Here is an 18,118-nt window from a genome sequence, read left to right on the forward strand (position 1 = left end):
TTTGAGAGTAACTGATTGCCCGATCAGGCAAATTTGTGAAGGGATTGTTCCAGGATTTTTGCAAATTGATAAACATCCATGAAACTGTTATATAACGGTGTGGGTGCGATTCTGATTACGTTTGGATGTCTCCAGTCCCCTACTATTGCATTTTGGTAAAGCTCATCAAAGACAGCTTTTCCGCCTTTTTTGACTAGCAAAGATAATTGACAGCCTCTTTCGTTGGTATTTTTAGGGGTAATTATTTCAATAACGCCCCGTTCCCCGTTTATTTCTTGGAGTAAAAACTCCAAATAACCTGTCAAAAGTTCACTTTTTTGCCTCAGTCTATCCATGCCTGCTTCCTGAAAGATATCCAAGGATGCCTGATGTGCAGCCAAAGCGATTACATTAGAATTGGCCAATTGCCATCCGTCTGCACCAAACATCGGCTTAAAACCTTTTTCCATCTTAAACCGCTCTCCCTCATCATGTCCCCACCAACCAGCAAATCTCGGTAAGTCGGGACTTTCGGCATGGCGCTCATGTACAAAAATACCCGAGATGTTGCCGGGTCCTGAATTCATGTATTTGTAGCTGCACCAAGTAGCGAAATCCACTCCCCAATCATGCAATTGAAGAGGAACATTTCCAGCTGCATGGGCAAGGTCAAAACCCACTTTTGCTCCTGCTACATGTCCCGCGGCAGTGATCGCCTCCATGTCAAACACTTGCCCGGTATAATATTGCAAACCTCCCATCATGACCAAGGCAAGTTGGCTCTGATTTTCTGAAATGGTTTTAAGAATGTCTTCAGTCCTCAGCGTATATTCCCCCTCCCTTGGCTTCAATTCGATAATTGTCTGATCGGGATCCAAGTCATGAAACTTTACCTGAGTCTCGAGCATGTACATGTCTGAGGGGAAGGCACCTGCTTCAGTAATGATCTTAAAGCGATCTTTGGTGGGCTGGTAAAAGGACACCATCAAAAAATGAAGGTTAGAACTTAGGTTATTCATTGCCACCACCTCATGTTCATGGGCGCCGACTATTTCGGCCAAAGCCGGTTTGGATTTTTTGCGGACATGATACCATGCGTCTTCTCCATGAAAATGTCCGTCAACTGCCAGATTGGCCCAGTTATCCAACTCCTTTTGGATGTATTCTTTTGTAGTTTTGGGTTGTAGCCCAAGGGAATTGCCACAAAAATAAATCGCTTCCTTCCCATCTACCTTGGGAAAATAGAACCTTTCCCGGAATCCTTTCATAGGATCCTGTTCATCCATATTTCTGGCAAAATCTTCTGAAAATCGGTAGTCTGTATTTTTCATTTTTAGTAATGGAAAGAAGGGTGTTGGCAAAGACTAAACCACCATCAAGGCAATAGGTTTGTCTCCATCATCAAAATTACCATGTTTCTGTTTTGAAAAAAACCGATTTGATTTCGGCGGTTGTTTCTGAATCTGTATTTTGCACAAAAATAGATATCCCATGTCCAAAGAAATCATCTTCTCAAGTGATGCCCCTGCGCCTATCGGGCCCTATAGCCAAGCTGTTAAAACCGGAAATACGCTTTATCTGTCAGGTCAGATTGCCTTGGATCCTGTCACCGGTGAGTTGATCAATGAAAATATTACCGAAGAAACCCACGCCGTCATGAAAAATATGGATGCTGTGCTGAGAGCTGGAGGTTTTACCTTTGCCGATGTGGTCAAGTGTACCATCTTCATAAGGGATATGGGTCAGTTTGCGACAATCAATGAAGCATACGGGCAGTATTTCAAAACCAATCCGCCTGCAAGGGAAACCGTCGAAGTCAGCAAACTTCCGAAGAATGTCAATGTGGAAATTTCCTGTATTGCAGTAAAATAGAAAATCAGAGTTCTACAGGCATCAATCGGTACCTTACTTTAAAGCGGAGTCCGGCGCAATAACTTTTTTGGTAAGCTAGAGTTAAAATCCAATGAATCCATTTCCAAACCATAGCGAAGTGCTCGTATCTGCATTGTCCAAAAAGGAAGTGGAACAGCGGCTAGAAAAGGTAACCCTGGATGTCAACTTTTTGGATTATGAAGAAAGGCTTCAAAAAGGATTTCAATTCAACGGAAAAGTGGAAAAAGAATCATTCAGACTTTCCTTGGTAGTCAATAAGCCAGATAGTTTTTTACCATTGATTTTGGGCAAAATCGAGGCTACACCAAAAGGATGCATCTTGTTTCTCCAATACCGCCTTTTTCCGAGTTCAGCATTTTTTCTTGGATTTTGGACTGTGGTTACCTTGACATTGGCAGTGTTTTTTGGCTTTGTTACACAAAAACCAATCTATGCAGGATTGAGTATCCTGGCCTGTATAGGGAATTATTACTTTGCCTGGATTTATTTCAAAAGGAAAATCAAGCTCTCCAAGGGAATTTTCCATGAAATCCTCAATCTCAAAGTGATGGATTAATTCCCCTATCCTTATGTATTATTCGGATCAGGTAGTAATTTAGCGCATCAAAAGAATAACCAAATAACTCAAAATATGAGCATCAGGATAGAAAAAGATACCATGGGACCTGTTGAGGTTCCTGCTGACAAATATTGGGGAGCGCAGACCCAAAGGTCTATCAACAATTTTAAAATTGGCGGCGAAAAAAACAGGATGCCTATCGAAATCATCAGGGCATTTGCCATCCTCAAAAAATCGGCTGCCATCGCCAATGCCGAGCTCGGAGTATTGACTCAGGACAAAGCAGATATCATTGCCAAGGTCTGCGATGAGATATTGACAGGGCAGCATGATGATCAGTTTCCTCTTGTGATCTGGCAGACGGGATCTGGGACACAATCCAACATGAATGCCAACGAAGTCATTGCCTACAGGGCTCATGTACTTTTGGGAGGTTCATTGGAAGATGCCAAAAAGAAAATTCACCCCAACGATGATGTGAACAAATCACAGTCTTCGAACGATACTTTCCCCACCGCCATGCACATTGCGGCCTACAAGATGGTAGTGGAAACCACCATTCCTGGCGTGGAATTACTCAGAAATACACTGAAGTCCAAATCAGAGGAATTTATGGGTGTGGTAAAGATCGGAAGAACACACTTCATGGATGCCACGCCGCTTACTTTGGGACAGGAGTTTTCGGGCTATGTCGCCCAACTTGAACATGGCCTCAAAGCCTTGAGAAATACCTTGTCACACCTTTCAGAACTTGCCCTTGGTGGAACTGCAGTCGGTACCGGATTGAATACCCCTGCAGGGTATTCTGAATTGGTGGCTGCCAAAATCGCCCAATTCTCCGGTCAGCCTTTGGTCACTGCACCTAACAAATTTGAAGCGCTTGCAGCGCACGACGGTATTGTAGAATCCCACGGCGCCTTGAAGCAATTGGCAGTAAGTCTGATGAAAATCGCCAATGACATCCGGATGCTTTCTTCAGGACCAAGATCCGGTATCGGTGAAATCCTGATCCCTGAAAATGAACCGGGTTCTTCCATTATGCCCGGCAAGGTCAATCCTACCCAAGTGGAGGCCATGACGATGGTTGCCGCACAGGTTATGGGCAACGACGTTGCTATTTCCATCGGCGGATCAAACGGACATTTTGAATTGAATGTATTCAAACCGATGATGATTGCCAACTTCCTCCAATCAGCCCGTTTGATAGGAGATGCATGCGTTTCCTTCAATGACAACTGCGCCATTGGTATCGAGCCAAATACAGCATTTATCAAGAGACATCTGGAAAATTCCCTGATGTTGGTTACAGCATTAAATCCTTATATTGGCTATGAAAATGCTGCTGCTATTGCCAAGAAAGCGCACAAAGAAGGCACGAGCCTGCGAGAAGCTGCTTTGTCATTGGGTCTATTGACAAACGAACAGTTTGACGAATGGGTGAAGCCGGAAGACATGATCGGCAGTCTTAAATAAACACAACAATTTTACCCCATATGAAAAAATCGAACCTTTTGATGACTACAGCGGCCACCTTGCTCCTGTTTTCCACCACCCCTACATTTGCTGAAAACAAAAGCAAGAAAGAACCCAAAGTTTTGACTGCCGAAGAGCAAGTAAAACTCGAGGAAATCGAAGCCCGGGTTCTTGAAATCCGCGATATGGAATTATCCAATCTTGAAAAAGCTGAAAAAGCTGAAATCAAAGCGGAACTGAAAAGCTTGGAAAAAGAAGCCAGAGCCCTCCGAGGTACTGGTCTTTACATTTCCACAGGGGCTTTGATTATTATTATTATCCTTTTGATTATCCTTCTTTAAGACAATCAGCACTTCAGGTTCAAAGCAGAGAGATAATCAAAGCTTTTTTGGAGGGCATTTACATGGTCAGGAGTCAGGTCTTTTTCTAACAGAAAATGCTTGGCTCCTGATTTTTTTGCTTCGCAAAGAATACCGGACAAGTCCAAAACACCATCGCCTGCATCAGCCAGGTACGGGAACAATCCCATCCATTCACCCATATTCCCACCATCTCCAGTAAAAGTCTTTTTCTCACGCATGTCTTTGACATGGAGCAAAGGAAACCTTTTTGGATTTTCCTTGAGGTATTTGATGGGGTCAATGCCTGCCGCGGTAAACCAAAAAACATCCATCTGCATTTTGACCAAATCAGCATCTGTGTTGTCAAGTATCATCTGGAAAGGAACCACGCCATCTACGGCTTTGTGGCCATAGCCATGGTTATGATAGAAGAAAGTCAAGCCGTTTTTCTTGGCAGATTCACCGACCTGATTGAAGATCTCAGCGGTTTTTTTGTAGTCTTCGAGGCTTTTCCTCATGTCATCCGGAATCATGGCGATGCCCACATATTTGTGCCCGACCACGTGCGCTGCTTCAGCAACACCTTCCATGTTGTTTCTCAAAGTCGGTAAATCCACATGGATGCTTGGGGCAGAAAGTCCATACCTGTTTAAAATTTCCTTGACCTCTTTTGGCGTTTTTCCAAAATACCCGCTTCCGGAAAAACCCAAGGCATTGGCCGCCATTTTCCAACCTTGTTTGGTGGCTTCATCCGAAAATGTATACGGCCCAAAAAACTCCAATTCTTTGTATCCGATTTCGGAGATAACTTTAAGCGTTCCTTCAAAATCTGCGGAAAGGGCTTTGGGAACAGTAAACAAGGCAACGCCCAATGACTTGATTTTTTGGATGTCATCAGCAAGAGACAAATGAGGGATTACACTACCTGCAGCTACTGCCATGGCACTTTTTTGGATAAAATTTCTTCTGTTCATAGGTTTAAGGTTATTGAAATAAAGATTCGAAATCGAATTTCAGCAAAATATCGGGAATCAATTTTAACACCAACAATTTTGGGTTGGATATTCTTGATATTTGGCTTTTCATTATAATTAAAGCCAATCAACCACGGATTTAGCTATCGAGCGTTTGTATATATTTCTTCACCTTGACGGAACGGATAAATACAACAATCAGTAATACCATCCAGATGATTTGATTGAAACCGATTTGGAACACAGTTCTTTTGTTCCATCCCAAATCAGGGATAAAGGCAACCAAAACCCAAACCAGAAGTGCCAGATGTCCGATGATCCCGACCAAAATCAAATACTGCCAACTGATCGGATAAAAGGCACTCATAAAAATCAGAAATCCCAAGATCATCCCGAAAATCCCGAAGACGTTGGTATTGGAATCAGCGAGGTAATCTGGATTCATCGAAAGCCATTTCAAAAAGTCTTCTCCAAAATATCGGAAGAAAGTCGACCAAGCAAAGGTGTACATCCCTGTAAGCAATAACAGGCCGCGCAGGGGCATTGGAAAACTTGGTGTAATGCTGTTTTTGTCCATAATCTAAATTGCCTATATTCCTTGAAAATAACATTTACCCATACGAATAGGTTTTTTCCAAAACGTAAATCTACATGAACAGAATCATAAATAGGAACCAGATAGGTTTAATTGTCGGAGGAATAGTTCTTTTGTCCGCCGGATTTGTCGGCGGCAAAATGATGGCTGACATCACTTCCGAAAACATTGCCAACGCAGAGGTCCTGATCGGTTTGGAATTTTCACCGGCCGAGAGGGACAGCATGAACCGCAACCTGACCAATTACAGGACAAGTTATGAGACCATGCGCATGCAGCCCATCACAAATTCAGTTGCTCCAGCCATTGGTTTCAACCCCCTTCCCCATGGTTTTGTACCAAACCAGATTCAGGAAGAAAGTGATTGGGGATTACCTGTCAATGTCAGTCTACCCAAAAAAGAAGCTGACATCGCCTACCTTTCTGTTGCTGAACTTTCTTCTTTGATCAAAAGCAAAAAGCTGAGCTCGGAAAGGTTGACAAAAATCTACCTCGACAGGATCAAATTTTATTCAGATACCCTTCAGTGCCTTATTACCTTGATGGAAACTGAGGCCATGCAAAAAGCCAAAGCCATGGATACTGAGCTTGCAAAAGGAATCTACCGCGGTCCGTTGCATGGAATTCCTTATGGTATCAAGGATTTGTTGGCAGTAAAAGGTACCAAAACCACATGGGGCGCCATGCCTTACAAAGATCAAACGATCGATGAAACAGCCACAGTAGTAGAAAAACTCAATGAAGCAGGCGCAGTCTTGGTGGGAAAATTTACCTTGGGTGCATTGGCCATGGGAGATGTTTGGTACGGAGGGGTGACCAAAAATCCTTGGAACATGAAGCAAGGTTCCAGCGGTTCCTCGGCAGGTTCAGCATCCGCGGTGAGTGCGGGATTGGTTCCTTTTGCCATCGGAACAGAAACACTCGGAAGCATTGTCTCGCCATCCACAAGAAACGGCGTGACCGGATTGAGACCTACATATGGCCGGGTAAGCAAACATGGTGCGATGGCACTCAGCTGGAGCATGGACAAAATCGGCCCAATTTCCAGGTCGGCTTTGGATAACGGGATTGTCCTTTCTGTCATTAATGGATTTGACCCCAAAGACAAAAGCACTATCGCCGCTGCATTTCAATACAACTCCAAAAATTCCATCAAAGACCTCAAAATCGGATATTTTGCTCCTTTTTTCGAAGGGACAAGAGCCAACATAGACAAGGATAAAAAAGTATTGGAAGACCTGAGGACGATGGGATTGGAACTCCATCCTGTCGAACTCAAAACTTCTGTCGATCCAAGCAGTATGCTGATTTCCCTTTATGTGGAAGGTGCAGCGGCTTTTGATGATTTGACAAGATTGAATCTTGATGACCAAATGGTCGCCCAACACCGCAATGCTTGGCCAAATCTCTTCCGTGCAGCACGTTTCATCCCGGCAGTCGAATACATCCAAGCCAACCGGTATCGCAGCATTTTGATCGAAGAGATGCACGCCTTGTTTCAGGAATATGATGTGATAGTCACTCCTTCCTTTGCAGGAAACCAGCTTCAGATCACCAACCTGACTGGACATCCGGCCCTTTGTATGCCAAACGGTTTTGCTGAAAACGGGAGTCCGACTTCCATTACTTTTCTTGCCAATCTTTTTGACGAAGAAAAACTGATCATGCTGGGCAAAGCTTATCAGGAAAAAACCGATTGGCAGAAAAAGAGACCTGCCTTTTTTGATAAATAATATTCCATCCAACCCCAATGGAAAGAAATACTTACGATGTGGCGGTAATTGGTCTGGGAGCATTGGGTTCATCGACCCTGTGGCAACTTAGCAAATCAGGAAAAAAAATTCTTGGCATCGACCAATTCTCCCCTCCACATACCATGGGTTCTTCCCACGGGGAAACCAGGATTACCAGACTTGCGGTCGGCGAAGGAATGGATTTTGTGCCCATTGTCAAGAGGTCCCATGAAATCTGGAAAGAACTTGAGTCCCAAACAGGGTCTACCATCATGACGACAACAGGCGGTTTGCTTTTTGACTCTGGAATCCAAAGTTGGGCGAAGCATGGCTCGGAAGGGTTTTTCGAAAGGACAGTGAAATTCGCACAAGAGGGAAACATACCCTATGAGGTTTTTGATGCCCAAGAACTCGGAAACCGATATTCTGAATTCAATTTAGAAGAAAGCGGCAAAGTCTATTACGAGCCGAGTGCAGGATTTCTCCGGCCCGAGCTGGCGATTTCGACCCAACTCCAACTTGCGGGACAAAACGGCGCAGTCATCAAAACCCACACAAAAGTATTGAGTATTTCTCCTTTGCCAGGTGGGGGTGTGCGAATCCAAACCAACCAAGGGACATTCGAAGCGGCTCAGGCTGTGATCAGCGCCGGTCCTTGGGTCAAGGATTTCCTGCCTTCCTTTGTCAAGACTCAATTCAAAATCTGCAGACAGATCTTGCATTGGATTCCCAAAAAAGGAAAAGCATTTGAACTGGGAAAAACCCCCATTTTCATGTGGGGCTATGATTCGGGTCCGGAAGATTTTATCTATGGTTTTCCTTCTTTGGATGGCGCTACGATCAAAGTCGCCTCGGAATCCTTTGTAGAAAGAAACCATCCCGACACGATTTTGAGGGATGTTTCAGAAGCAGAATGTGAGGATTTTATCCAAAATAAAATCGCCAACCGATTTAACCACATCGAAAAAAAAGTAGTCCAATCCAAAGTCTGCATTTATACAGTCACCTCTGATTCCTATTTTGTGGTGGATGAATTGCCTGATTTCCCGGAAGTTTTGGTGGCTTCAGCCTGCAGCGGTCATGGGTTCAAACACTCCGCCGGACTTGGAGAAGGCATTGCTGATAAAATCCTTGGGAAAAAGCCTAGGTTTGATTTGGAGGTTTTTGGTTTCCGGGATTATTAACTTAGGAGCATATATTTGTATGCTAATCTGGTCTTATCCATCATTTCAATTGTAAACAGATATTAATTGATATTGGATATTGATTGATATTGTTTTGGTCACAAGCCCCTTCATTTGCTTTGAGCGCCATGGTTTCCCTAGTTTATTTTGATTGTTCTTCATCTCGCATTCTTCTTTATCCAGTTATCCAAAACTGACGTAACTGAATACTTGACTCCTTTAAATCGGTCCGGAGGTGCGGTGTCCAAAGCTTTTCGGACTTCGAGGATCGCAGGATAAAAATCCATACCCTGTCCCGCAAGTTGCCCGTCAACCACACGGAGTAACCTTTCAACCCCAAAATGATCAAAAGACCATTCCTGAAGGTTGTTTGAATCGGGTATTGCCGAACGGATATCAGCGGCCATCTGCAGGATACTGAGTCGGACCGGCTCGGTAAACAAAGCCGGATGGTCCACCATGTTGCCATCCAAAAAATCATAGGCATAATGGTAATTGTACTCAGACACCAGAATCCCGATCAATTCACTTTCCCAATCAGGCCTTGATTTGATTTTTTCAACTGCCGCCTCCCTGACTTCAGCTTCGTGAAACCTCCCAGTGAGCGGCAAAATCCCAAGGATACTTTGGGTAGAATCCAAACCTTCAATTTCCCTCATGTAAGTTTCATATTGTTCTTTGTCCTGTGTCTGGATTTGCGAAATTATTTCTTTTTGCTGCTTACTTTGGTAGACAAGCCAATCAACCAACAGACCAACCGTAAAGACAAGACTAAACAAAAATCCTATGGAGAAAAAGATCCTTACCGGTGCAAAAATTGGCTCTTTTCCCAAAAAAAGCACCAGAAACGATGGAATGAAAATCAACAAAGGAAACCAAATCAGGGAATTCATATTGGCCAGCCAAGGGGAAAAACTCACTGCCTCGGTGATATTGTCCCATTTTAGTGCGGCTGAAAAAAACACGGTAATTACAAATGCGATGCAAAGTATTACTGCCAAAAAATTTCTCCAAAATGGATCCGGAGTCAGCATACCAAAGACCCCAAGTCTGGACAAGTAGAAAAACAATCCAATGCTCCCTAAGGAAATCCCTAAACCGAAAAACGACAAACCCAATCCATATCCCATGGCATTGTCACCTCCCATATTCGGCTTTGGATAATTCAAATACAACAGGCATAGGTAGAATACCAAAGTCAGAACAAAAGAAAATTTACCCATAGTATTTTTGGTTTGAAGCTATTTTTTGAGAAGAAATTAAATTACATACAAAACAGGTTCAACATCAAGTGAGTAACGTCAGATGACAGATTTCATAATTACCTGAAAATGACATCTATCATGATTTAGTAAAATTTTAATCACCTGACTTTAGGCTATTTTTCGCTCAGAAATGAATAATTTAGGGTTGTGGAAATCAGGTAAAATTTAATCAAAAAATATAAAATTCTAAATAAAGAAAGAAATAGGCTTTTTGAATTGAGTGCCTGTATTTTTACAACAAAAAAAACTACGATTAACTTCTAAACCCAAATTTTAACTTTAAAAAAACAATCTGCTAAAATCAAGAAACTATGCTGACACAAATCAAAACTGAATTAAAGGACTGGGTGGATTCAATGACGGGCCACTTTGGTCCGGATCATGTCCATTGGTGTGATGGTTCCGAACAAGAGTATGATATACTTTGTCAAAAAATGGTGGATAAAGGAACCTTCATCAAACTCAATCCGGAGAAGAGACCGAATAGTTTTGCATGTTTTTCGGACCCAAGCGATGTGGCTAGGGTCGAAGACAAAACTTTTATCTGCAGCAGAAGAAAAGAAGATGCCGGACCGACCAACAATTGGATGAATCCGACTGAAATGAAGGAAATTTTGAACGGGCTTACTGCCGGAAGCATGAAAGGCAGGACAATGTATGTCATTCCTTTTTGCATGGGTCCTGTGGGTTCGCACCTTTCCAGATACGGTGTTCAGATTACAGACAGCGAATACGTGGTCGTCAACATGAGAATCATGACCAGAATGGGAGCACCTATCCTGAAGTACATTGACGAGCATTTTGTCAAATGTATCCATACGCTTGGTGCCCCTTTGGAGCCGGGTGCCAAGGACGTCAAGTGGCCCTGCAATCCTACTGTCAAATACATATCCCATTTTCCTGAAGAAAGACTCATCATTTCATATGGAAGCGGTTATGGCGGAAATGCCCTTTTGGGTAAGAAATGCTTTGCACTCAGAATCGCTTCCACCATGGGAAGAGAAGAAGGATGGCTCGCTGAGCACATGCTGATTCTTGGCGTGGAAAGTCCCCAAAAGGAAAAAAGCTATATCGCGGCCGCGTTTCCAAGTGCCTGCGGTAAGACCAACTTTGCCATGATGATCCCTCCAAAAGAAATGGAAGGGTGGCGCATCACCACCATCGGCGATGACATTGCATGGATTCACAAAGGAGAAAACGGAAGATTACACGCCATCAATCCCGAAGCAGGATACTTTGGCGTGGCTCCCGGCACCAACTACAAGACCAACCCCAATGCAATGGAAAGCATCCGGGCAAACACAATTTTTACCAATGTCGCCATCACTGCTGACGGGGATGTATGGTGGGAAGGCATGACCAAAGAGATGCCGGAAGGTCTCACTGACTGGCACGGCAAACCTTATGACAAAGCAAGCGGAAAACCTGCAGCACATCCCAATTCAAGATTTACCGCTCCTGCAAACCAAAATCCTGCAATAGATCCTGAATGGAACAATGCCGAAGGTGTGCCGATCACAGCATTCGTTTTTGGAGGAAGAAGAAGCACAACGGTGCCATTGGTATACCAAGCTTTCAACTGGAATTTTGGTGTCTATATGGCCGCGACAATGGGTTCAGAGACTACTGCGGCAGCTTTTGGAGAAGTAGGAAAAGTCAGGAGGGATCCATTTGCGATGTTGCCATTTATGGGTTACCACATGGGGGATTATTTCAACCATTGGCTTCAGTTTGGCAGGGACTTGCAAAACGCTCCAAGAATCTTTGGTGTCAACTGGTTTAGAAAAGACGAGGAAGGCAACTTCATCTGGCCAGGATTTGGTGACAACATGCGTGTGCTCAAGTGGATTATCGGCCGATGCAAAGGAAGGATTTCTGCTGTCGAATGTCCGATTGGCTGGAGACCAAGATATAAGGACATGGACTGGGAAGGCATGCATGATTTCAGCAAAGAGGAATTTGACAAGATCATGATGATCGAGCCGGAGCCTTGGAAGACTGAATTGCTTGGCCACAGTGAACTGTTCGAAAAAGCCTATGACAAAGTCCCGAAAGAGTTTTTCTTTATGAGGGAGTTGTTGCTTTCGGCCTTGTGGAGATCACCGGATAAAGTAGACCTAGCGTCTGAAAGAGGAGACCACTAGTTTCTTCCATATCCTAACCAAAGATCCCTGTAAGTTTAAACTTGCAGGGATTTTTTTTTCAAGGAAAAATTTCCACCAATTTGTTAAAAGGTTTCTATGCGTGGATGTTAAACCAATTGTCTATTTTCATAGCCACTTTTTTTCTTGACAAAAAAAGTTGCCAAAAAAGTCAAGACGGCGAAATCCTATCCGCGCACAAGGCCAAGGCCGGCCCGGTTCGCCGTCATTCCTCACCGCCTTTACAAATAACATTCAGTTTAAATTTTAAAGATTCGAAAAAAAATTGCTCTAAAAAAGTATTGGACTTAAGGAGCTACATAATCTTTAAAATAAGGAAAGAACATCCTCCTCCAATCCTTACTTCCCCCAAAAATACCTATTCCCATATTGGATAAATGTCGGCCAATTTGGGACGACAGTATGGCCGCCGCTGTGCTGTCTGAAGGCGATTTCTCCTTTTAGAAGACCTGTTTCCTGTGGAGGAAAAACATTCGTTCCTAGATCATTTTTTCCCAAAAGCCGATACACCGGTCCGGCATACACTCCCGCCAAAAACATTCCCTTTGCATCGATCCATTGTCCTTCGACTTCGGGCGAACCCACACTAATGAATACCGGCCTCGGCGCACAGAGCGCAATGAGTTGGTGGGCATCGACGGGAAGGTCATTAGGGCTGAGCGGTCCTGCATATTTGATAAAATTGGGTGCAAACCAATGGTATTCCGCAGAGGAAGCAAGGTTTTCTACCTGTTCTCCAAAAACGCGGCGAAGAATTTTAGCACCACCCGCACCTGAGGAACCGATAAAGCCGATTGCAAAACGCTCATCATAAGCCATGGCTACTATTGCTGCTTTGCCATACCGGGACAAGCCTTCGATTACGACACGCTTTTCATCTACTTTTTTGTCAGTTTCAAAATAGTCAATGGCCCGACTTGCTCCCCAAGCCCAAGCCCGAAGTGCACCCCAATCATCTGCTTTTCTAGGTTCGCCTTTGTTGACCAAGCCGATGATGCCGCCTCTCAGTCCGGCACCGTGGTCAGCCTGATAGCTAGTCGGTATGAGAATGGCATATCCCCAACCATTATCCAGAATCTGTTCTTGCCAAGGCTTACCGTCCTGAGGAGGTCGACGGAAATTGGCAGGAAAATTCCAACCGAATTCCAAAACCAAAGGAACCTTCCCATTCCCATTGGCAGGTGTGGTAATGGTCATTTCCAAGGTGACCTCTATCGAAGGATACGATGAATTGTCCACAATGCCGAGCAACTCACGGACTTTGACTGGTGTGTTGCCGATGAGGCTGTCCTTTTCAGATTTTACTTTCCATGTCACCGCAGGCACATTTTCGGGAATCCGACCGTAGATTTCTCTGTCAAAAGCTTCTTTGATTTCAAGCCTACGTGATTCCCACTGTTCCGGAGTATTGACTTTGGAACCATTATCGAAGACCAAAGGATCGGGAAGCGAGGTGTAGGCTGTCGCTTTAGATTCGTCAGCATTTGCGGCATTTGGCGCTTCCGGATTGCCGGATGGTCCGGGACGGAGGGACTTGATGCCAAGCATGTCCATCATCAACTGATGGTCCTCCCGACTCAGTTTGGCAATGCTGTCCCTTGCCTGTTGTGACATCTGCGAAAAAGAAGGAACTGAAATCAGGATCAAAAACAGAAAAAGAAGCGGAAGGGAATGTCTCATTTTTGGGTATTTATTATAAAATTTAAGCATGTCATCCTGCTTATTCAAGGGATGTTTGAAGAATGGTTGAATATGTTCCTTCGGGGGAGAGATGAATCAAAAATAAGCCTTTGCTGTAGATAGGACCTTGGTCATCTACCGCAAAGCAATATTCCATGCAATCACTCAGCGCTTCTAACTTGCCAACAGAATGATTGCACTTCCCAAAAAAATGGGTTAGTTTGGGTAATCAATTTGTCTATCAATCTTTTTCATATCCGGTTAAAGCTTTGTTTTCAAAGAAGAGACAACATTGATAGAATTACTCTTTTTCGAATTCTGTTAGGGCATTCGGAAAGCCTCCTATTAAAACCACAAAATTATTCCAGCTCATGTACAAAAAACTTTTATTCCTCTCGATGGCTTTGATTATGATTGTATCTCAATCTAAGTCCCAAAGCATTTCTCCCGAAAACAGCCCTCCCCAAACAATTATCAAACAACTAAAAAACGACAAAGGCGCACCCTACGAACTCGCAATAACACTTCCTTCAGCTTACCAACCTGAGAAAGAATACAAAATCCTCTATTACCTTGATGCTTATTGGCTTCAGGATATGGTCAGAGGATGCTATCGCCTTAAAGCCATGTCGAGCGAAATGGAGGAGGTGATTTTGGTGGGAATATTATCAGTAGGAAATGAAAAAGACTGGCACAAACAGCGGAATATGGATTACACGCCTTCCGTTTATGACTTAAGCTGGTTGAAATTAAAAATTGAGTTTGGCGGTATGTTCTTAGATGAAACCAACACAGGTGGTGCCGAGCATTTTATGCAGTTTCTGAAAAACCAAATTATCCCGACAATAGAAAAAGAATACAAAGTAGATGCTAAGACTAGGGGTATTTTGGGCCATTCATTCGGAGGCTTATTGGCTTTTTACTCTTTTGTGAATTACAATGATTTATTTGCCAATTACATCCTGCTTGCTCCAGCTATATGGTGGAATGATTCGGAAATATTTCAGGACAAAGCCTCCCTTCTGAGTCAAAAAGAAGCGAAGATGTTCATCGCAATGGGCACAGGAGAAATCAATATGTTGAAGATTCCTTTGGGAAAACTTACAGAAGAGTTGAAATCCAAAGACAACGAAAAATTAGTAATGACATACAAGCAATATGAAAACGCCACCCACAATTCTGTTCTTCCCCAAGGGATTTATGATGGTATCGAACTTTTGTACAGCAAATCCAAATGAATCGGAAAGGCACGATCTCCCACTCAAGTATCCGAATCAGACCATGTATTTAAATTTGAATAAAAATGCTTAAAAAGATATTTTTCCCATTGATGTCCATCTTCTTGGCTTATAATACCTATAAGCTTTTTATGGTATTCAGTTCCGTGTCCCAAGAAGAGTTTTCATTTTTGTTAAGCTTTATTTTGGCCATATTGCTCAACCTCTTCGTTACAGGAATCTTCGCATTTACAGGCTTTGCCTATCCAAGCAGCAGGTTGATGCCTGAATCCTACTACGTGGTCAAAAATCCAAAAGCGATCACCAAAGCCTATCGTTATTTGGGAGTCAAATACTTCAGGTCATTTTTAATGTTGATCCATTGGGGCAAAGAAAAGAACCGGAAAAAATACTTTAACGGCACCAAATCAGGCATCAAAGATTTTGACTTTCAGACCCGGCAATCGGAATTCGGACATTTAGCGGCATTTGTTGTGATTTCTCTTGCATGCATTTGGCTCCTGCCGATGGGTCATGTACGGATAGCTTGGCTGACAATGGCATTGAATATTCCTTTCAATCTTTATCCCGTCATTTTGCAGCGGATACATCGGGTGCAGATCCAAAGGTTGACAAAGTATATCAGCTACTGACCAAGGAATTTTTGAAACTTTTATAAACCGGTTTTTAACACAAATTTAAAAATCAGAATCCTGATGAATACTTTCCGTAGGCACTGAATTACTCTTTTTCCCCTGTGGAATGTACTGAGGAAACCAAAAATCTCGATAAAATCCCCCGATTCTAAAACCATACAGATGGCATAAGTCTATTTTCCTTTAAAACTTTTTTGGACAAAGGAAAATAACCGATTACCTAAACCTTTGCCTTTGTATAAAGGCTAAATGTGGGATATACATAACATGTTGTTTTATATCCGCAATGCTTACCGCTTCAATGATGGCCACCTTTAGGATTGCAATTATTCTTTTATTACGTAAACCACAATCATATGGAAAATTTAAAAAGCTGCATTGATGCTTGTTTGGCATGTCTGGTGACCTGCGAAAAATGCATCACCGACTGTATCAAAGAAAGCAATCTGGATTGCATTTCAATATGCCGAGACTGTGCTGACATCTGCGCATTGTGTGCAAGGTTTGATGCAAGGGGTTCTGCTTACGGATCTGGTCTCCACGCTTTGTGTGCAGAAATCTGCAGGGCCTGTGCTGCGGAATGTGAAAAACATGCCGCTCACCATGATAGTTGTAAAGTATGTGCAGAAGCCTGTAAAAAGTGTGCAGAGATCTGTGAACAAATGGACTCTGTGAAAGCCTGATTTCAATTAAGCCGGAAAAGGGAGGACTATTGATGCTCTCTTTTTTTTGGTTTGAAAACTTCGAAATAAGGAGGCCAACCATTCTCCTCAAGACAATTTTTTTGAGCAAATTACACAAAAAATGCCAATCCTAGCCTAACAGTTTGAGCTGGGGCGACACATCATCATCAAAGCTTTCTTTTAGGTCTACTGCCATTTTTAATTTCTCCAATTCAGTTTTTGTAATGGAGGTAGGCTTACGAGACAGATAAGGAAGAGATTCTTATCCGATTAATTTATAGACAAACCAACATGACTATTCAAACAACCAATCCTTTTACAAACAAGACAGTAAAGTCATTCAAAGAAATGACAGAGACGGCAGTGGAAGGAAAAGTAGCCAAAGCCCAAGAAGCTTTTACCCACTGGAAAGAAACCACTTACCAGCACCGGGCGGATTTGTTACACAAAGTTGCCACCCTCATGCGGGTCAAAAAATCAGAGCTTGCTCAAACCATCACCCTGGAAATGGGAAAAATCTTGTCACAGGCCGAAGGTGAAATCGACCTGAGTGCTGATATTTTTGATTATTACGCGAATCACGGGGAGAAATTTCTTGCAGATAAAGTTCTTGATCCCGAATATGGAACAGCCCTTATCCGCAATAGTCCTATCGGGGTTTTGTTAGGTGTAATGCCCTGGAATTTTCCTTTCTATCAGGTAGCCCGCTTTGTCGCTCCCAATATCATGGTCGGCAATACTATTCTACTCAAGCACGCCTCTATCGTACCACAATGTGCCGCTGCCCTGGAAGAACTTTTTGCAGAAGCAGAAGCCCCTGAGGGATTGTACACCAATCTCTTTATCTCAGGCAAACGTGCATCTGCACTTGTTTCTGACAAAAGAATCAAGGGAGTTTCCCTGACGGGAAGTGAAGAAGCCGGTGCAAGTATCGCCATAGAAGCAGGGAAATATTTGAAAAAGGTGGTCTTGGAGCTAGGTGGAAACGATGTTTTTATAATCCTGGAGGATGCCGATATGGATAAAACCGTTGAATGGGCAGTTGTCGGCAGGATGAACAACAACGGTCAATGTTGTGTCGCCTCCAAGCGTTTCATTGCGGTAGAAGCAATTGCTGACACATTTATCAAAAAATTTAAGGACGCGCTATCAAAAATGAAAGTAGGTGATCCGATGGATCCCGACACAGAATTGGGTCCTTTAAGCAGTGAAGAAGCGGCAGTGGAATTGGCGGATCAGGTAAAACGCTCCGTTGACCAAGGGGCTAAAGTTCTGTTGGGAGGAAAACGTGCAGACCGAGAAGGTGCCTTTATGGAACCGACCATACTCACCAACCTGAAACCGGGTATTGCTGCCTACCACGAAGAATTATTTGGCCCGGTGGCTTCCTTCTATGTGGTGAAAGACGAAGAGGCTGCCATCGCCCTTGCCAACGATTCTGATTTTGGTTTGGGGGCATCTGTATTTACCCAAGATATCGAGCGCGGGAAGCGGATCGCAGATCAGATTGATGCCGGAATGGTATTTATCAACCACCCTACCTGGACACAGGCTGACCTTCCTTTTGGCGGTACAAAACGTTCAGGATTTGGCCGTGAGCTTTCAGAATTGGGAATTCATGAATTTGTCAATAAGAAGCTCATCCGTGTAAGTGAGCTCAATGATCCATTTTAACATGAGGTTGCATCAAAACATAATTTCATTGAAACTAAAATTAATTATAA

16 protein-coding genes are annotated in these 18,118 nt (G+C 43.3%); 11 read left to right on the plus strand and 5 right to left on the minus strand.

The window, feature by feature from the left end; genetic code table 11:
- Positions 1 to 23 precede the first annotated feature (23 nt).
- Positions 24 to 1,310: a kynureninase gene (gene kynU / locus NU887_RS04385; RefSeq protein ID WP_258422144.1), complete on the minus strand. Its 1,287-nt coding sequence runs from the start codon at positions 1,308 to 1,310 to the stop codon at positions 24 to 26.
- Between the two features lie 160 nt (positions 1,311 to 1,470).
- Here kynU and NU887_RS04390 point away from each other — a divergent pair, with 160 nt between their 5' ends.
- From NU887_RS04390 to NU887_RS04405, 4 genes are all read left to right on the plus strand, one after another.
- Entirely contained in the window at positions 1,471 to 1,851 is a 381-nt protein-coding gene (locus tag NU887_RS04390) for a RidA family protein (RefSeq protein WP_113923586.1), read from the plus strand.
- Positions 1,852 to 1,942: 91 nt separating this feature from the next.
- Positions 1,943 to 2,428 carry a hypothetical protein gene (locus NU887_RS04395; RefSeq protein WP_258422145.1) on the plus strand — a complete coding sequence of 162 codons (486 nt, stop codon included), beginning with the start codon at positions 1,943 to 1,945 and terminating at the stop codon, positions 2,426 to 2,428.
- Positions 2,429 to 2,503: 75 nt separating this feature from the next.
- Complete coding sequence (gene fumC, locus NU887_RS04400; protein WP_258422146.1) at positions 2,504 to 3,904, plus strand: class II fumarate hydratase; 1,401 nt, start codon at positions 2,504 to 2,506, stop codon at positions 3,902 to 3,904.
- A 20-nt stretch (positions 3,905 to 3,924) separates the two neighbouring features.
- Positions 3,925 to 4,245, plus strand: a complete 321-nt coding sequence (locus tag NU887_RS04405) for a hypothetical protein (RefSeq protein ID WP_258422147.1) — start codon at positions 3,925 to 3,927, stop codon at positions 4,243 to 4,245.
- 5 nt (positions 4,246 to 4,250) lie between these two features.
- Here the strand turns inward: NU887_RS04405 and NU887_RS04410 are convergent, their stop codons facing one another.
- Entirely contained in the window at positions 4,251 to 5,219 is a 969-nt protein-coding gene (locus NU887_RS04410; protein WP_258422148.1) for a sugar phosphate isomerase/epimerase family protein, read from the minus strand.
- Positions 5,220 to 5,358: 139 nt separating this feature from the next.
- Positions 5,359 to 5,796, minus strand: coding sequence for a hypothetical protein (locus tag NU887_RS04415; protein WP_258422149.1), 438 nt, complete (start codon positions 5,794 to 5,796; stop codon positions 5,359 to 5,361).
- Positions 5,797 to 5,870: 74 nt separating this feature from the next.
- On the opposite strand from NU887_RS04415, the gene NU887_RS04420 reads away from it, so the two are divergent.
- Positions 5,871 to 7,547, plus strand: a complete 1,677-nt coding sequence (locus NU887_RS04420) for an amidase (protein WP_258422150.1) — start codon at positions 5,871 to 5,873, stop codon at positions 7,545 to 7,547.
- 17 nt (positions 7,548 to 7,564) lie between these two features.
- Positions 7,565 to 8,731 carry an N-methyl-L-tryptophan oxidase gene (gene solA, locus NU887_RS04425; protein WP_258422151.1) on the plus strand — a complete coding sequence of 389 codons (1,167 nt, stop codon included), beginning with the start codon at positions 7,565 to 7,567 and terminating at the stop codon, positions 8,729 to 8,731.
- 158 nt (positions 8,732 to 8,889) lie between these two features.
- On the opposite strand, the gene NU887_RS04430 is transcribed toward solA, so the two are convergent.
- Positions 8,890 to 9,954 carry a hypothetical protein gene (locus NU887_RS04430; RefSeq protein WP_258422152.1) on the minus strand — a complete coding sequence of 355 codons (1,065 nt, stop codon included), beginning with the start codon at positions 9,952 to 9,954 and terminating at the stop codon, positions 8,890 to 8,892.
- A gap of 353 nt (positions 9,955 to 10,307) precedes the next feature.
- Here NU887_RS04430 and NU887_RS04435 point away from each other — a divergent pair, with 353 nt between their 5' ends.
- Complete coding sequence (locus NU887_RS04435) at positions 10,308 to 12,140, plus strand: phosphoenolpyruvate carboxykinase (GTP) (protein WP_258422153.1); 1,833 nt, start codon at positions 10,308 to 10,310, stop codon at positions 12,138 to 12,140.
- Between the two features lie 357 nt (positions 12,141 to 12,497).
- Here the strand turns inward: NU887_RS04435 and NU887_RS04440 are convergent, their stop codons facing one another.
- Entirely contained in the window at positions 12,498 to 13,838 is a 1,341-nt protein-coding gene (locus NU887_RS04440; protein ID WP_258422154.1) for a glucuronyl esterase domain-containing protein, read from the minus strand.
- A 371-nt stretch (positions 13,839 to 14,209) separates the two neighbouring features.
- Between NU887_RS04440 and NU887_RS04445 the strand changes: the two genes are divergently transcribed.
- From NU887_RS04445 to NU887_RS04460, 4 genes are all read left to right on the plus strand, one after another.
- Complete coding sequence (locus NU887_RS04445) at positions 14,210 to 15,076, plus strand: alpha/beta hydrolase (RefSeq protein WP_258422155.1); 867 nt, start codon at positions 14,210 to 14,212, stop codon at positions 15,074 to 15,076.
- Positions 15,077 to 15,141: 65 nt separating this feature from the next.
- Positions 15,142 to 15,708 carry a glycosyl-4,4'-diaponeurosporenoate acyltransferase CrtO family protein gene (locus NU887_RS04450; RefSeq protein ID WP_258422156.1) on the plus strand — a complete coding sequence of 189 codons (567 nt, stop codon included), beginning with the start codon at positions 15,142 to 15,144 and terminating at the stop codon, positions 15,706 to 15,708.
- Positions 15,709 to 16,067: 359 nt separating this feature from the next.
- Positions 16,068 to 16,394, plus strand: a complete 327-nt coding sequence (locus NU887_RS04455) for a four-helix bundle copper-binding protein (protein ID WP_258422157.1) — start codon at positions 16,068 to 16,070, stop codon at positions 16,392 to 16,394.
- A gap of 291 nt (positions 16,395 to 16,685) precedes the next feature.
- A complete protein-coding gene (locus NU887_RS04460) occupies positions 16,686 to 18,068 on the plus strand; it encodes an NAD-dependent succinate-semialdehyde dehydrogenase (protein ID WP_258422158.1) in 1,383 nt (460 codons plus the stop codon).
- Positions 18,069 to 18,118 lie beyond the last annotated feature (50 nt).

Origin of the sequence: Aquiflexum gelatinilyticum (assembly GCF_024741135.1) — a bacterium.
In the GTDB taxonomy this organism is placed as follows: domain Bacteria; phylum Bacteroidota; class Bacteroidia; order Cytophagales; family Cyclobacteriaceae; genus Cognataquiflexum; species Cognataquiflexum gelatinilyticum.